The organism is Actinoallomurus sp. NPDC052308 (genome assembly GCF_040679195.1).
Classification (GTDB): Bacteria; Actinomycetota; Actinomycetes; order Streptosporangiales; family Streptosporangiaceae; genus Actinoallomurus; species Actinoallomurus liliacearum.
Map to the genome: position 1 here is coordinate 465,156 of NZ_JBFAUM010000002.1, position 15,546 is coordinate 480,701.

Genomic DNA, 15,546 nt, shown 5'->3' on the forward strand with positions numbered 1-15,546 from the left:
TTACGAGACCGCCCGGATGCCGGCGAGCAGCGTTGGCGCCAAATCCGGGTGGCAAACCAGGATATCCGGCAGCAGGGTGTTCTCATTGTTGTAGGTCAGGGGTGACCCGTCGATGCGGGAGGCGTGGGCGCCCGCCGCGAGGGCGACCGCGACCGGCGCCGCGGAGTCCCATTCGTACTGGCCGCCCGCGTGCACGTAGGCGTCGACGTCGCCGAGGAGCACCGCGGCGACCTTCGCGCCGGCCGATCCGATCGGCATGACCCGCACGTCGGGCTCGACCTCGTCGACGAGCCGGTCGAGGAACGCCGGCGGGCGGCTGCGGCTGGCCGTCATCCGGATCTGCGCGGGGTCGCGCAGCGGAGGCAGCGACGGCGGTTCGGCCGTGGAGAGCGTGCGGCCCTGGGCGGGCAGCGCGACGGCCCCGGCGGTGAGCCGCCCGGTGCCGTCGCCGTCCCGCTCCCAGAGCGCGACGTGCACGGCCCAGTCGGACCGCCCCTCCTCGCCGTACTCGTACGTGCCGTCCAGCGGGTCGACGATCCACACGCGGTCGGCGTCGACGCGGGCGAGGTCGTCCTTGCCCTCCTCGCTGAGGACGGCGTCACCGGGACGCTGCCGGGCGAGCGCCTCGGTCAGGCACAGGTGCGCCTCCCGGTCGCCGGTGTCCCGCAGTCTTCGTACGTCGGCGAAGCCGGACTCCGCGCGCAGGCGCAGGAGCAGCGCTCCCGCCTCGGTCGCCAGATCCCTGGCGAGGGCGTGGTCGTCGTGGATCACGTACTTCCCTCTACACGTCAGTAGGCACCGGAACCGTGCAGGACGGCGGCCCAGGTCCTCCAGAGGATCTGCAGGTCGAGGGTCAAGGACCAGTTCTCGACGTAACGCAGATCCAGGCGCACGGATTCCTCCCAGGTCAGATCCGCCCGTCCGCTCACCTGCCACAGACCGGTCATGCCCGGTCGTACGACGAGGCGGCGGCGCACGTCATCACCGTACTGTGCGACCTCATCGGGCAGCGGCGGGCGGGGGCCGACCAACGACATGTCGCCCCACAGCACGTTGAACAGCTGGGGCAGTTCGTCGAGGGAGTAGCGCCGCAGCCAGGCCCCCATCCGGGTGACCCGCGGATCATTCTTGATCTTGAACAGGACGCCGTCGTGCTCGTTGAGCTGCAGGAGTTCGGCCTTGCGCCGTTCGGCGTCGACGACCATCGTCCGGAACTTCAGCACGGTGAACTCGCGGCCGTCCTGGCCGACCCGGACCTGGCGGAATAGCGCGCGGCCGGGGCTCTCCAGCCGGATGGCGATCGCGATGGCGGCCAGAAGCGGCCACAGGACCATCAGCGCCGCGGTCGCGACGGTGCGGTCGAACGCGTTCTTGATGAGCCGGCGGACGCCGCTCAGCTCGGGGTGCTCGACGTGCAGGAGCGGCAGCCCGGCGACCGGGCGGATGGAGGTGCGCGGACCGGCGACCTCCATGAGCGCCGGTGCGACGACGAGGTCGACGTCGTCCTTCTCGAGCTGCCAGGCGAGGCGGCGCAGGGCCACGCCGTCCAGCTCGGGACAGGCGAGCACGGCGACCGTGTCGGCGTGCACCGCCTCGACGGTGCCGGCGATCCGGGCGAAGTCACCGGCGACCCGTACGCCCTCGATCTCGCGGACCGCGTCGTCGCCCGAGGCGAGCATCGGCGGGAGACAGGCGGCGACGATCTGCATGCCGTGCTGGGGTTCGCGGCGCAGCTGCCGTACCAGGTCGGCCACTGCGGCCCGGTGCCCGGCGGCCACGACACGGCGCATGCACTCGCCGGCCTTGCGCCGCCGGTGCAGCCGCTTGCGAAGCTGGTACCGCGCGACCAGGTCGAGTCCCGTGGTGAGGGGCAGCGCCACGATGACGTAGCCGCGGGCGACGTCGATCTTGGTGGCGTACGCGAGGATCGCCACGGTGGCGGTCAGCGAGAAGCCGGCCTGGATGATCCGGCGGAACTCCTCGGAGCCGACGCCGATGAGCCGGTGCTCGTACGCGCGCGCCATGCCGAGCACGCCGGTCCACAGGAAGGGCAGGACGAGGCTCAGTCCGATGTAGGGAGTGCTCCACGGGTCGCCGAAGGTCGGATAGCGGAACCGCGCGACGAAGGCGAACAGGCCCGCGAGCAGGGCGACGAGAAAGTCGACACACCAGGCCTGCCGCGCGTAACCGGAGCTCCATGACTGGATCCGCGAACGACTGCCGTGGGCGGCCTGGGCCTCGGGCCACGCTTCTCCGACGACGGCCATTTCACCCCTTGCCGAGGTAACACACACAGGACTCTGCTGAAGCAGGACGCCCAGGCGTCACGAAAGGTTCACACGTTCCGGCAAGAATCGCCCGTCATGTCACACGAGGACCGGTGGGCGTCGAAACAGTGATCTTTCGGGCGACGACCGCCGGGACGGCACCGTGGCTCCTGGGGGTACACCTGGCACGATAGAGACCTAGAACGCACAGAGGGGCCGAAACCACGTAATCGCCGGTACGTGTCGGTTCGGCCGGGAGAGAGTTCTTCTAAGCAGTGTGAAAGATGTTCTGCGCGCGGTCCAGGCCGTCCGTGAGCAACGACTCCGTCGCGTCGGCGGCGCGCTCGGTGTTCAGGTCGAGCTCCTTGCGCTCGGCCCCGGCGAAGTCGCGCAATACGAACACCGCGGCGTCCATGCGGCCGGGCGGCCGGCCGATCCCGAACCTGACCCGTAGGTAGTCACGCCCGCCGAGCGCCTTGGTGATCGAGCGCAGGCCGTTGTGCCCGTTGTCGCCGCCACCGAGTTTGAGGCGCAGTGTGCCGTAGGGAATGTCGAGCTCGTCGTGCACGACGACGACACGCTCGAGCGGCACCTTGTAGAAGTCGCGCAAAGCCTTTACGGGGCCGCCGGACTCGTTCATGTACGACCGGGGCTTGGCGAGCACGACCCGGAGCCCGGCGAGCCGTCCCTCGACGACCTCGGCGCGCGCCTTGTGCGCCTTGAACCGGCCGCCCATCCGCGCGGCCAGCACGTCGAGGACCATGAAGCCGGCGTTGTGCCGGTTGCCGGCGTACTCGGGGCCCGGGTTGCCGAGCCCGACGACGAGCCAGGGAGCGTCCGCGCCCACGTCCGGCATCACCGACCACCCTCCGACACATCAGAGCCCGCGCGTGGACCGCCGGGCCTGTCCGACGCCCATTCCGCACGGGCTCGACATGCCCCCGTCCGGGGGCGCCCACACCCTCACCGATGACGGGGCGTCGCACGGCGAACCCGCCGCCGAACACCCCGGAAGCAGGCCGGGACCCACGTCCGCGCGGGCCTGCGCCCACACGCCGACACGGCTCGCGGCCGCCTCGCCGCCGGTGAACCGACGCGAGTCGCGGCCGCACGGTCGCCGGGCACACCGACGCGGACCATGCCGGTCGGCGCCCACGGCGACGGTCGACGCCCGAGAGGGCGCTGTTACTCCTCGCCGCCCTGCTCCGCGGTCTCGCCCTCGGCGGCCGCGGGAGCCTCGGCGGGCGCCTCGGCCTCGCCGGTGGTCGCCGCCTCGATCTGCTCGGCGGTCGGCGACGGCAGCACGTGCAGCACCAGGGCCTCCTCGTCGGCGCCCAGCGTCGCACCCGCCGGCAGCTTGAGGTCCTTGGCGAGGACCTGCGTGCCGACCTCCAGGCCCTCGACGTCGACCTCGACCGCCTCGGGAAGGTGGGTCGCCTCGGCCTCGAGGGCCACCTGCACGAGCTGCTGGTCGAGCAGGCCGCCCGGCGCCACCTCGCCCGTCACCTGGACCGGAACCTCAACGGTGACCTTCTCGCCGCGCTTCACGACGAGCAGGTCGACGTGCTCGAGGAAGCCCTTGAGCGGGTCGCGCTGGACGTCCTTCGGCAGCGCGAGCTCGGCGCCGTCCCCAAGGCCCTCCACGCGCAGCAGCACGTTGGGCGTCTTGAGGGCGAGCATCAGCTCATGGCCGGGCAGCGTGATGTGCTTCGGGTCGGTGCCGTGTCCGTACAGAACAGCGGGCACCTTGCCGGCCCTGCGAGCGCGCCGGGCGGGGCCCTTACCGAATTCGGTGCGGGGCTCGGCGGCAATGCGTACCTCGGACACGGCGAAAACTCCTCGCTCAAATGAAGCTTGTCAGTACAAGTCGACGCAAGTAACGTCGAAGATCATCGATGCTCCTCGCGGCCGGACTCAGAGTGGGCGAGCCCATGGAGGCAGCGTCGGACGCACACGGTCTCCCAAGTTTAGCCGATCGGCGTTCCGGTTCGTGCCGGGGGACGAAATCTCAGCTGTGGCCGCCGAAGAGGCTGGTCACCGAGCCGTCGCTGAACACCTCACTGATCGCCCGGGCCAGCAGCGGCGCGATCGACAGCACGGTCAGCTTGTCGAACCGCTTGTTGTCCGGGATCGGCAGCGTGTTGGTGAGAACGACGTCGGAGATCCGGGAGTTCTTCAGCCGGTCGACGGCGGGCCCGGACAGCACGCCGTGGGTCGCGGCCACCACGACCCGGGCGGCGCCCTCCTCGAACAGCGCGTCGGCCGCCTTCACGATCGTGCCACCGGTGTCGATCATGTCGTCGACGACGACACAGGTGCGCCCGGCGACCTCGCCGACGACGTCGAAGACCTTCACCTCGTTCGCGACCTCGGGGTCGCGCCGCTTGTGGATGATGGCCATCGGGCAGCCGCCCAGCTCATCGCTCCAGCGCTCGGCGACGCGCACCCGCCCGGCGTCCGGCGCGACCACCGTCACCTGCTCGGTGTCGAGCTTGGCGCCGATGTGCCCGGTGAGGAGCGGCAGGGCGAACAGGTGGTCCACCGGGCCGTCGAAGAAGCCCTGGATCTGCGCGGTGTGCAGGTCGACCACCATCAGCCGGTGCGCGCCGGCCGTCTTGAACAGGTCGGCCATCAGCCGCGCGGAGATCGGCTCCCGGCCGCGGTGCTTCTTGTCCTGCCGGGCGTACCCGAAGAAGGGCGCGACGACCGTGATCCGCTTGGCCGACGCGCGCTTGAGCGCGTCGACCATGATCAGCTGCTCCATGATCCACTGGTTGATCGGCGCGGTGTGGCTCTGTAGCACGAAGGCGTCCGAGCCGCGCACCGACTCGTTGAACCGCACGAACGTCTCACCGTTCGCGAAGTCGTACGCCGACGTGGGCGTCGGCTCGACGTCGAGGGCCTCGGCCACCTCTTCGGCGAGCTCGGGGTATGCCCGGCCGGAGAAGAGCATCAGCTTCTTCTCGCCCGTCGCCTTGATCCCTGTCACGCGTACAGTCTCCCTACTCGCTGTCCTGGCCGTCCTGCTCGCGGGCGCGCTGGGCCGCCTCCGCGGAGGGGGTGCCGGCGCGCCTGCGCTCGACCCACCCCTCGACATTGCGCTGGCGGGCACGCGCGACCGCCATGGCGCCCGGCGGCACGTCGTTCGTGATCACCGAACCGGCCGCGGTGTACGCGCCGTCGCCGATCGTGACCGGAGCGACGATCATGTTGTCGCTGCCGACCTTGACGTGGTCGCCCACGACGCTGCGACTCTTGGTCACGCCGTCGTAGTTGACGAAGACGCAGGCGGCGCCGATGTTGGTGCCTTCGCCGATCTCCGCGTCACCGACGTAGGTGAGGTGGGGCACCTTGCTGCCCTCGCCCACCACGGCGTTCTTCGTCTCGACGTACGTGCCGATCTTGGCCTTGCGGGCGAGCCGGGTGCCCGGCCGCAGGTACGCGAAGGGGCCGACGCTGACCTCCGGGCCGATCTCGGCGGAGACGCACACGGCGTTCACGACGACGGCGTCCTCGCCCACGGACGTGTCGGTCAGCGTGCAGTTCGGGCCGATCCGGGCGCCCGCCGCCACGTGGGTGGCGCCGTGGAGCTGGGTGCCCGGCTCGATCACCACGTCGGGCTCGAGCGTCACCTGCACGTCGACCCACGTGGACAGCGGGTCGACGATCGTGACGCCGGCGCGCATGTGCGCCTCGAGCACACGGTCGTTGAGCTGGCGCCGCGCCTGGGCGAGCTGGACCCGGTCGTTGACGCCCTGCGTCTCGATCCAGTCGGCCGCCTTGTACGCGCCGGCCCGGTGGCCGTCCCCGCGGAGGATCCCGACGACGTCGGTGAGGTACTCCTCGCCGCTGGCGTTGTCGGTGGTCACCCGGCCGAGCGCGTCCGCCAGGAGCTTGCCGTCGAAGACGTACATGCCGACGTTGATCTCGCGGATGGCGCGCTCGTCCGGTCCCGCGTCCTTGTGCTCGACGATCCCGGCCACCTCTCCGCCGGGGCCGCGCACGATGCGGCCGTAGCCGGTCGGGTCCGGGATCTCGGTGCTCAGGACGGTGACGGCGTTGCCCTCGGTCTCGTGCGCGCGGACCAGCTCGGCCAGTGTCTCGCCGCGCAGCAGCGGGTGGTCGCCGTTGGTGACGACGACCGTGCCGGTGAGCGCGCCGACCGCCTCGAGGACGATCCGGACCGCGTGGCCGGTGCCGTTCTGCTGCTCCTGGGTCACGGCGACCGCGTCCGGCGCGATCTCCGCGAGATGCTCGACGACCTTGTCCCGGCCGTGCCCGACGACCACCACGAGTCGCTCGGGCCGCAGGTCGCGGGCTGCGGCGAGGACGTGCCCGACCAGGCTGCGCCCACCCAGTTCGTGCAGGACCTTGGGGGTGGTACGGGACTTCATCCGGGTGCCCTCGCCCGCGGCGAGGACGATGACGGCTGCGGGGCGGCTCATGGTCACGCGACCACCTCACCGGACGGCTCGGTGATGTGCTGGTGACATGGCATCGCCCGGTGGCTCGCTCCGCTCACTGGAGGAGGCTCCTCGGCGTCGCTGACAGGTTCGAAGCCGGGCGCGGACGTCTGGGAGGACCTCCGGCGAGGGTGCCGGCCTGCGAAGATAAGGGGTCGCAGGCCCGTAACCCGCCCGACACCCGAAGGATACCGCCCGCGGGCGGACCCCATGCGCCCCGGTCAGGGACGCGGAGCGGCGAAGCCGAGGTCACCGGGCCTCCGGGGAACGCGGAGGCCCGGTGGAGAAGAGGGCTCCGGCGCCTGGATTCGAACCAGAAATAAAGGGACCAAAACCCTCCGTGATGCCGATTTCACCACGCCGGATCGCCGCCGCGGCATCGCCTGCCGCACGGCACCCCTAACGATAGCGGTTGCCTCGTCAGGCGGCGCGCCCGTTTCGATCAAGCCGGGGGCGCGGCCGCGACCGGCCGCCGGAGCACCGCTTTCGCCATGAGGAGCCAAGTGGCGGCTTGCGGGTTGGCAACCCTCGTGTGACCGACACGACATGTTTGCGGAAATCCCGCCGGGTATCTACCTAACCTACGCCGCCGTAGGTTACGGTTGCGTAGCCGTAAGTTTCCCGATGGGCAGGAGGAACCGCATGACCATAGCCCCGTCCGCGCCACCTCGACCGCAGGCCCTACCCGAGATCGAAGCGAAGCCCAAGGGCGTTTTCGAACGCGTCCTGCTGGCCGTCTTCATCGCGGTACCGCTCTTCGCCGTCGCGGCGGCCGTGCCGTTCGCCTGGGGCTGGGGTCTCGGTTGGAGCGATGTGGCCATCACCGTGCTGATGTACACGGTGACCGGCCTGGGGGTGACCGTCGGCTACCACCGGCACTTCACCCACAAGTCGTTCAAGGCCAACCGTCCGCTGCGCATCGCGCTGGCCCTCGCCGGCAGCCTCTCGATCGAGATGAGCGTGATCGACTGGGTGGCCACCCACCGTCGCCACCACAAGTACTCCGACAAGGAGGGCGACCCGCACTCGCCGTGGCGGTTCGGCGGCGACTGGAAGGCGCTGTCCAAGGGGCTGGTCTGGGCGCACATGGGCTGGCTGTTCGACGCCCGCCGCACCTCGCCGGCGAAGTTCTGCCCCGACCTGGTGGCCGACAAGGACATCCGCCGCATCAGCCGGGTCTTCCCCGGTCTCGTCGCCGTCTCGATGCTGCTGCCGGCCCTGATGGGCGGCCTGATCACGATGTCCTGGTGGGGTGCGCTGACCGCCTTCTTCTGGGGCTCTCTCGTGCGCGTCGCCCTGCTGCACCACGTCACCTGGGCCATCAACTCCATCTGTCACGTGATGGGCGACGAGGTGTTCGACTCGCGGGACAAGGCGAAGAACGTCTGGTGGCTGGCGATCCCGTCGTTCGGCGAGTCCTGGCACAACCTGCACCACGCGGACCCGACGTGCGCCCGGCACGGCGTGCTCAAGGGCCAGATAGACATCAGCGCGCGGATGATCTGGATGTTCGAGAAGTTCGGCTGGGTCTCCGATGTTCGTTGGCCGAACGAGCAACGTCTCGCCGCAAAGCGGATATCGTAAGCCAAACTAACAATCTCACACGGCGCCGCCTGCGGTCGGGAGTCCAGGGCCGCCAGGGAAGAGCGAGCAGTGAGCGTAGCCAACGATTCGGTTGCTACCGCGACAATTGAGAACGTGAGTGAACCCCCACGGTCGCGCCGGAAGCGGATGACCGGAAAAGAACGACGGGAACAGTTGCTCGACATCGGCCGGACACTCTTCGCCGAACGCGGGTTCGACGGCACCTCCATAGAGGAGATCGCCAGCGTGGCGGGAGTGTCCAAGCCGGTGGTGTACGAGCACTTCGGCGGCAAAGAGGGCCTCTACGCGGTCGTCGTCGACCGCGAGATGGAGCGACTGCTCGACCTGGTCACCAAGGCGCTCGTCGGCGGGCACCCGCGTCAGAAGATCGAACGCGCGGCCCTCGCACTCCTCGAGTACATCGAGGACAGCAGCGAGGGCTTCCGCATCCTGGTCCGCGACTCGCACGCCGCCTCGGCGACGGGAACGTTCGCCAGCCTCCTCAGCGACATCGCCAACCAGGTCGAACACATCCTCGGGGACGAGTTCAAGGAGAAGGGCTACGACCCCAAGGCGGCCCCGCTGTACGCCCAGGCGCTCATCGGGATGGTCGCGATGACCGGCACCTACTGGCTGGACGTGCGCAAGCCGAAGCGCGAGGAGGTCGCGGCCCACCTGGTGAACCTCGCCTGGAACGGCCTGTCCGGGCTGGAGCCGAAGCCACACCTCACGACGGATTACAAGGCCCGCCAGAAAGAGCTGAAGGCCAAGGCGAAGGAAGCCGCCAAAGAGGCCAAGGAGCAGGCCCGGGCCGCCCGCCGCAACGGCGTCGACCCCGCCGCCGTCTGACCCTCCGTAGCCGTTCTGTCACACCTGGCCCCTACCGTGTTCGCGACAAGCGACGGTGACGGGCTCTCGCCCGGCGCGGGCCGCCCGCCCTCGCGGGCGACGATCCGCCGTCGGCGGATCCAGGAGGTGGGCAGTGCCATACCGATCCGGCGACTCCGACCACGGCCACGTCGGCCACCGGCCGCGAGGCGGGGCGGCCGAGGTCTCTCGAGGCGCGGGCCGCACGGCCGACACGGGTGACGCCTGCGCGACGCGGCTCACCGAGAGCCTCGAGGACGCCGTCCTGGCGCTCGACGCCCAACCGGCCGGCTTCGAGGACGCGGTCCGCAAGACCGAGCACGTCGAGGAGTTGCGGCGGATCCTCGGCATCCTGCTCGACGTGCTGGCCGACTGGGAGATGCTGGCCGATCGGGAGGCGCGCGGCCCGTGATCGACGTCCGTGTGGGGCCGTCCGCGCGACGTCGCCCGCCCGGCCCGTGGGCGGCACCGCGGGGTGGGGTCGGCTCAGACCGCCTCGCTCGCCTGGAGGAACTCCAGGCGGTTCCCGACGGGGTCGTCGACGTAGCAGCGGCGGTACCCGGGCAGCAGGTCGTCGGGCCGGACCTGGTGACCGGCCGCCCGGAGTCGGTCGACGAGCGCGTCCAGGTCGCGCACGAGGATCCCCGGATGGGCCTTCCTGGCGGGCCGGAAGTCGGTCTCTGCGCCGATGTGGACCTCGACGCCCGGCGCACGGAACCACGCCCCGCCGCGCGTCGCCAGGGTCGGCGGTTTGGGCACCTCGGTGAGCCCCAGGATGCCGGCGTAGAACTCCCGCATCCGCGACTCCGTGCCCGGCGGGGCCGCGAGTTGTACGTGGTGCAGTCCGATCAGGAGGCTCATCGTCGCGCTCCCCTCCGCCGGCGTCCGAGGTGGAACAACCGGAACCGCACATCTCTTGATGTCGAGACAGATGCTCCCGGCGTCGATATCTCGATGTCAAGACAGGTAAGGTGATCGATTGTGGAGGACGAGGTAGACCGGCTGGTCGAGGCATGGCACGCGGAGCGTCCGGACCTCGACGTGGAGCCCCTGCACGTCCTCAGCCGGGTCTCCCGCCTCGCCCGGCACCTCGACCGCGCCCGGCGGGCGGTGTTCGCCGCCCACGGGATGGAGTCGTGGGAGTTCGACGTGCTGACCGCGCTGCGGCGCGCGGGCCCCCCGTACGAGCTGAGCCCCGGCCGGCTGCTCCACGCCACCCTCGTGACCTCCGGGACGATGACCAACCGGATCGACCGCCTGGAGTCCGCCGGTCTCGTCCGCCGCAGCCCCGACCCCCACGACAAGCGCGGCGTCCTCGTCCGGCTGACCGACGCGGGCCGCACCCGGGTGGACGCCGCGTTCGCCGACCTCGTCGACCGGGAACGCGACCTGCTCGGTGCCCTCAGCCCCGGCGACCGCCGCACGCTCGCGAACCTCCTGCGCTCCCTGCTGATCCCCTTCGACACCGACCCGGCCGCCTGACCGCCGTCGGCCCTCGCCAGGGCGTGCTTCCCGCCCGAGGTCAGATCAGCGGCTCCTGGCCGCCGTCGTACACCAGGAGCCCGTCGTCACGGACGCGGGCCCCCGGCGCGGGCGTGTGCGGCGTGAGACGCCCGTCGTGCATGAGGTGGACGACCGGCACCTGCCGGACCAGGACGAGGTAGTCGGCGATCAACCGGCGGTGGCAACGCCACCACACGCTCTCGCTGCACATCACGGCCTGCCGGCGGTCCTCCGCCAACAGCGCGTCGACCGCCGTCCCGAACTCCTTGGTGCGCATGTGGGCGGCGTAGCCGCGGAACATCTCCTCGCGCCAGAAGACGTCGGGCGAGTCGGCGGGCGGCCGCCGGAAGCCGCCGAGACGCTTGTCCCATCGGTAGCCGATCCCACGCTCGGGCAGCCAGCGCTCCAGCTCGTGCCGCGCGACGTGGGGGTTGCGGCGGCTGCCGGGCGCCGTACGCACGTCCACCAGCAGCTCGACACCGGCCGCGCCGAGGAGCTCGGCGATCCGGTCCGCCGACGCGGTGCCGTGCCCGAAGGTGAGAACGGACATCAGCGCAGGGCGGCCTCGACCGCCGCGCCGATGGCCAGCAGCCGCTCCTCACCTCCGGCCGGCCCGACGAGTTGCAGCGAGGCGGGCAGGCTCGTGCCGGCCACCGGCACGGGCAGCGCCAGCGCCGGATGGCCGGAGAGGTTGAACGGCAGGGTGAGCTCGGTCAGGTCGACCTCGCGCTCGGCGCCGATCCGGGGCGGCGGCTGGGAGATCGTGGGCAGCGCGAGCACCGGATGGCGCGCGAGGAACTTGTCGAACAGGTCGCGCGCCGCCACCTGGGTGGCGTACGCCTCGTCGAACAGCCCGTCGGTGACGAGGGCGCCGCGTTCGATGCGCCGGCGGATGCGGGCGCTCATCCGGTCCGGGTAGGCGAGCAGGCCGCGGTGCTCGCGGTGGCCCTCCCCACGGATCAGCGTGTTGCCGGCGGACAGGGCCTCCTGCCAGGCGTCGACGGGTTCGTCGACGAACGTCAGACCGGCCGCGCGCAGCGCGGCGTCAACGGCGGCGTCCACCGCCGGGTCCACCGCCACGCCCTCCGGGCGCAACCGTCCCACGGTGGCTCCGGGCTCGTACGGCTCCGGCGTGAATCCGGGCTCGATCAGCCACATGCCCAGCGCGACCGCCGCCACGTCACGGCCGAGCGGTCCCACGGTGTCCAGTGACGGCGCGAACGGGAAGACGCCCGCGAGCGACACCCGGCCGTGAGTGGTCTTCAAGCCGGCGACTCCGCAGCAGGCCGCGGGGATGCGCACCGACCCGCCCGTGTCGGTGCCGAGCGCGACATCGGCCTCGCCGGTCGCCACGGCCACCGCCGAGCCGCTGGAGGAGCCGCCCGGCACCCGTTCCGGATCGACCGGGTTCACCGGGACGCCCGTCCACGGGTTGATGCCGTCGGCGGCCCGGCACAGCTCGGTGAGGTTCGTCTTGCCGACGATCCGAGCGCCCTGCCCGCGGGCCGCGGCCACGCACGGGGCGTCCGCCTCGGCCGGCGCCGCCCGGTCCCCGATGACGGGGCAGGCCGCCGTCGTCGGCACTCCGGCGACGTCGATGGCGTCCTTGACGGCGAGCCGCGGGCCGTCTCCGGGTGCCTCCATCCGCAAGAGCCACGTCGTCACGATCCGCCTCGCCCGCTCGCCATCGCCAAGGTCACGGACTCATCTTGCCCGTCCCGCCACGGATCCGACAGCCCCGACCGCCCGCGACCCGCTCCGCGCGGACGGGCTCCGGGTACCGGCGAAACCGCCCAGCGGCCTCCGTCTCCGCCGCTCAGCGAAGCGCGGCCCTGCGCGACGCCTCCCGCGCCGGCTCAGGACAGCGCGGCCGCCAGGGCGGCGGCGACGCCGCACAGCATCTCCTCGCTCCCCGCCGGCCCGACGAGCTGCACGGCGGTCGGCAGATGGGATCCGGGCAGCGGCACCGGCAGCGCGAACACCGGCAGCCCGGCGAGGTTGAACGGCGCGGTGAGCACGCACAACAGCAGATCGTCGTCGCCCGCCGGCGGGGGCGGCGCCACCGTCGGCAGGACCGGCAGGGCGAGGACCGGGTGCCGCTTGAACAGGGTGTCCAGCTCCGTGCGGATGCCACGCTGGGTCGCCTCGGCCCAGCCCCGTTTGCCCTTGGCGTCGGCCTTCAGGCCGTTGACCCGCCGGTAGATCCGCTCGCTGAGCCGGCTCGATTCGGCCAGAAGGTGACCGTTGTGCCGGTAGGCCTCCTCACCGACGAACACCCCGTTGGCCAGGACGGCGTCGACGAAGTGCGCGCAGGTCTCGTCGACGATCCTGAACGCCCGGCGCAGCGCGGCGTCCACGGCCGCGTCGATCGCCGGCTCCGCCACTCCCGGGATCCGCAACCGGCCGACCGTCATCCCCGTGTCGTACGGGGCGGGGGTGAAGCCCGGCTCGATCAGTCCCATTCCGAGCGTCACCCCGGCGACGTCCCTGGCCATCGGGCCGACCACGTCGACCGAGGGCGCCAGCGGATGAACGCCGTCGAGCGGCACCCGGCCATACGTCGTCTTCAGCGACGCGATGCCGCAGCAGGCGGCCGGGATCCGCACCGACCCGGCGGTGTCCGTGCCGAGCGCCACGTCCGCCTCCCCGGTGGCGACCGCCACGGCCGATCCGCTGGACGAACCGCCGGGAACCCTGGAGGGGTCCAGCGGGTTCACCGGGGTGCCGAACCAGGGGTTCACGCCGTCCGCGCCGAGGCACAGCTCGGTCAGGTTCGTCTTACCGACGATCCGGGCGCCCTGAGAGCGTGCGGTCGCGACGACCGCGGCGTCGGCCGCCGCCGGCTCGGCGCGGTCGGCGACGGCGGGACTGCCCGCGCTCGTCGGCGTGCCCTTGACGTCCATCGCGTCCTTGACCGCCAGCCGCGGCCCGTCACCCACGTCGTCCAACCGCATCATCCATGTCGCCATGGAATGCGATCATGGCGGGATCGAGCGGCGAAGAACACCCCTCATTACTACTTGGTAGGACGGTCTACGCCTCATCAGCGAGGACGAGCCACTGCTCCTCGATCTCCTCGCGTTCGGCCCGCACCGTTTTCAGCTCCGCGTCAAGCCGCAGCAGCTTCTCGTGGTCGGTGGCGTGCGCGGCCATCAGCTCGTGCAGCTCCGCCTCGCGGTCGCCGAGCTTCTCGATGCGCCGTTCCAGCCGGTCGAGCTCCTTCTTCGCCTGCCAGGAGTTCTTGGCGGGCTTCGGCTCGGCGGCGTCCCGTACGGGCTGGGCTTCCGATGCCGAAGAACGGCTCCGCCGGTCGAGGTACTCATCGACCCCACCGGGCAGCATTGACAGCCGGCCGTCGCCCAGCAGCGCGATGACGTGGTCGCTGACCCGCTCCAGGAAGTACCGGTCGTGGCTGACCAGGACGAGCGACCCCGGCCAGCCGTCCAGCAGGTCCTCCAGCTCGGTCAGTATCTCGATGTCCAGGTCGTTGGTCGGCTCGTCGAGGAGGAGGACGTTCGGCTCGGCCATCAGCAGCCGCAGCAGCTGAAGGCGCCGGCGCTCGCCGCCGGACAGGTCGCCCACCGGAGTCCACTGGGCGTCGCCACGGAAACCGAACCGCTCCAGCATCTGGCTTGCCGAGAACTCCCGCTTGCCGAGGCTGATGCGACGCTTGATCTCTTCGACCGACTCCAGGACGCGCCGCGCCGGGTCGAGTTCGCCGAGCTCCTGTGACAGGTGCGCGAGCTGCACCGTCTTGCCCCGAACCACCCGGCCCGCGGCCGGCGCGACCGTCCCCTCCAGCAGCCGCAGCAGCGTGGTCTTCCCGCTGCCGTTGACGCCGACGACGCCCACTCGGTCGCCGGGGCCGAGCTGCCACGTCAGGTGCTGGAAGATCGCACGGTCGCCGACGCGCACCGTGACGTCCTCGACGTCGTACACCGTCTTGCCGAGCCGCGCCGTCGCGAACCGCACCAACTCCACGGTGTCGCGGGCCGGCGGCTCGTCGGCGATGAGGGCGTTCGCGGCGTCGACCCGGAACTTCGGCTTCGACGTGCGGGCCTGTGGCCCCCGGCGCAGCCAGGCGAGCTCCTTGCGGAGGAGGTTCTGCCGCTTCTCCTCGGTGGAGGCGGCGATACGGGCCCGCTCCGCCTTGGCGAGGACGTACGCCGAGTATCCGCCCTCGTAGCGGTGCACCTGCCCGTCGGCCACCTCCCAGGTGCGGTCGGTGACCGCGTCCAGGAACCACCGGTCGTGGGTGACGACGATGAGCGTCCGGTCCTTCAGGTGCCCGGCCAGCCAGGCGATCGCCTCGATGTCCAGGTGGTTGGTGGGCTCGTCCAGCACCAGCAGGTCGGTCTCGGGGACGAGCAGCCGGGCGAGCGCGACGCGCCGCCGCTCACCACCGGACATGCCCTCGATGGGGCTGTCCAGGGAGACGCCGGGCAGCAGTCCCGCCAGGATCTCGCGGGCCCGGGCATCCCCCGCCCACTCGTGCTCGGCCCGGTCACCGAACACGACCGAGCGCACGGTCGCCCCCTCGGGGAAGGCGTCACGCTGCGTCAGGAAGCCCAGCCGCAGCCCGCGCGTCTGCGTGACCCGCCCGCTGTCGGGCTCGATGCGCCCGGCGAGCAGCGCGACCAGCGTGCTCTTGCCCCCGCCGTTCCGGCCGACCACGCCGATCCGGTCACCGGCGGACACGCCGAGGGAGACATCGTCGAGCAGGGGAACCGGCCCGTACGCCTTACCGAGGCCTTCAACATTGATCAGATTCACGACGCCACCAAGCCTACTGGCTCCGCGTTCGCGCTCCGGCGCGCTCTCACCGTGAAACCGTACGGCCAAGGAGGGACGCGAGTTCGTCC

General features: G+C 71.3%; 15 protein-coding genes and 1 tRNA gene. 4 read left to right on the forward strand and 12 right to left on the reverse strand.

What is annotated here, in order from left to right:
* From AB0L00_RS08175 to AB0L00_RS08205, 7 genes are all read right to left on the reverse strand, one after another.
* Nucleotides 1-771: a 3'(2'),5'-bisphosphate nucleotidase CysQ gene (locus AB0L00_RS08175; RefSeq protein ID WP_364430068.1), complete on the reverse strand. Its 771-nt coding sequence runs from the start codon at nucleotides 769-771 to the stop codon at nucleotides 1-3.
* Between the two features lie 17 nt (nucleotides 772-788).
* Nucleotides 789-2,267 (reverse strand): sugar transferase, encoded by a 1,479-nt coding sequence (locus AB0L00_RS08180; protein ID WP_364430071.1) that lies wholly within the window; start codon nucleotides 2,265-2,267, stop codon nucleotides 789-791.
* A gap of 268 nt (nucleotides 2,268-2,535) precedes the next feature.
* Nucleotides 2,536-3,123 (reverse strand): aminoacyl-tRNA hydrolase, encoded by a 588-nt coding sequence (pth, locus tag AB0L00_RS08185; protein WP_364430074.1) that lies wholly within the window; start codon nucleotides 3,121-3,123, stop codon nucleotides 2,536-2,538.
* A gap of 329 nt (nucleotides 3,124-3,452) precedes the next feature.
* Nucleotides 3,453-4,094 (reverse strand): 50S ribosomal protein L25/general stress protein Ctc, encoded by a 642-nt coding sequence (locus tag AB0L00_RS08190; RefSeq protein WP_345354602.1) that lies wholly within the window; start codon nucleotides 4,092-4,094, stop codon nucleotides 3,453-3,455.
* Nucleotides 4,095-4,275: 181 nt separating this feature from the next.
* The gene (locus tag AB0L00_RS08195) at nucleotides 4,276-5,256 is read right to left on the reverse strand and encodes a ribose-phosphate diphosphokinase (RefSeq protein ID WP_364430078.1); all 981 of its coding nucleotides are present in this window, start codon (nucleotides 5,254-5,256) and stop codon (nucleotides 4,276-4,278) included.
* A 13-nt stretch (nucleotides 5,257-5,269) separates the two neighbouring features.
* A complete protein-coding gene (glmU, locus tag AB0L00_RS08200; RefSeq protein WP_364430081.1) occupies nucleotides 5,270-6,718 on the reverse strand; it encodes a bifunctional UDP-N-acetylglucosamine diphosphorylase/glucosamine-1-phosphate N-acetyltransferase GlmU in 1,449 nt (482 codons plus the stop codon).
* Nucleotides 6,719-7,023: 305 nt separating this feature from the next.
* Nucleotides 7,024-7,095 (reverse strand) — tRNA-Gln (locus AB0L00_RS08205).
* A 277-nt stretch (nucleotides 7,096-7,372) separates the two neighbouring features.
* Here AB0L00_RS08205 and AB0L00_RS08210 point away from each other — a divergent pair.
* From AB0L00_RS08210 to AB0L00_RS08220, 3 genes are all read left to right on the forward strand, one after another.
* Nucleotides 7,373-8,314: an acyl-CoA desaturase gene (locus AB0L00_RS08210; protein ID WP_364430083.1), complete on the forward strand. Its 942-nt coding sequence runs from the start codon at nucleotides 7,373-7,375 to the stop codon at nucleotides 8,312-8,314.
* Between the two features lie 114 nt (nucleotides 8,315-8,428).
* Nucleotides 8,429-9,163, forward strand: coding sequence for a TetR/AcrR family transcriptional regulator (locus AB0L00_RS08215; RefSeq protein WP_364430086.1), 735 nt, complete (start codon nucleotides 8,429-8,431; stop codon nucleotides 9,161-9,163).
* Between the two features lie 133 nt (nucleotides 9,164-9,296).
* Nucleotides 9,297-9,593, forward strand: a complete 297-nt coding sequence (locus tag AB0L00_RS08220) for a hypothetical protein (RefSeq protein WP_364430089.1) — start codon at nucleotides 9,297-9,299, stop codon at nucleotides 9,591-9,593.
* Nucleotides 9,594-9,667: 74 nt separating this feature from the next.
* Here the strand turns inward: AB0L00_RS08220 and AB0L00_RS08225 are convergent, their stop codons facing one another.
* Nucleotides 9,668-10,042: a VOC family protein gene (locus AB0L00_RS08225; protein ID WP_364430091.1), complete on the reverse strand. Its 375-nt coding sequence runs from the start codon at nucleotides 10,040-10,042 to the stop codon at nucleotides 9,668-9,670.
* 120 nt (nucleotides 10,043-10,162) lie between these two features.
* Between AB0L00_RS08225 and AB0L00_RS08230 the strand changes: the two genes are divergently transcribed.
* Complete coding sequence (locus AB0L00_RS08230) at nucleotides 10,163-10,663, forward strand: MarR family winged helix-turn-helix transcriptional regulator (RefSeq protein WP_345354618.1); 501 nt, start codon at nucleotides 10,163-10,165, stop codon at nucleotides 10,661-10,663.
* 40 nt (nucleotides 10,664-10,703) lie between these two features.
* On the opposite strand, the gene AB0L00_RS08235 is transcribed toward AB0L00_RS08230, so the two are convergent.
* From AB0L00_RS08235 to AB0L00_RS08250, 4 genes are all read right to left on the reverse strand, one after another.
* Nucleotides 10,704-11,234, reverse strand: a complete 531-nt coding sequence (locus AB0L00_RS08235) for a DUF488 domain-containing protein (RefSeq protein ID WP_364430094.1) — start codon at nucleotides 11,232-11,234, stop codon at nucleotides 10,704-10,706.
* Entirely contained in the window at nucleotides 11,234-12,349 is a 1,116-nt protein-coding gene (locus tag AB0L00_RS08240; protein ID WP_364430097.1) for an amidase, read from the reverse strand. Before AB0L00_RS08240 ends, AB0L00_RS08235 begins: the two co-directional genes overlap by 1 nt.
* A 191-nt stretch (nucleotides 12,350-12,540) precedes the next feature.
* On the reverse strand, nucleotides 12,541-13,653 hold the full coding sequence (locus AB0L00_RS08245) for an amidase (protein ID WP_364430100.1): 1,113 nt from the start codon (nucleotides 13,651-13,653) through the stop codon (nucleotides 12,541-12,543).
* A 64-nt stretch (nucleotides 13,654-13,717) separates the two neighbouring features.
* The gene (locus AB0L00_RS08250; RefSeq protein WP_364430102.1) at nucleotides 13,718-15,457 is read right to left on the reverse strand and encodes an ABC-F family ATP-binding cassette domain-containing protein; all 1,740 of its coding nucleotides are present in this window, start codon (nucleotides 15,455-15,457) and stop codon (nucleotides 13,718-13,720) included.
* Nucleotides 15,458-15,546: the final 89 nt, after the last annotated feature.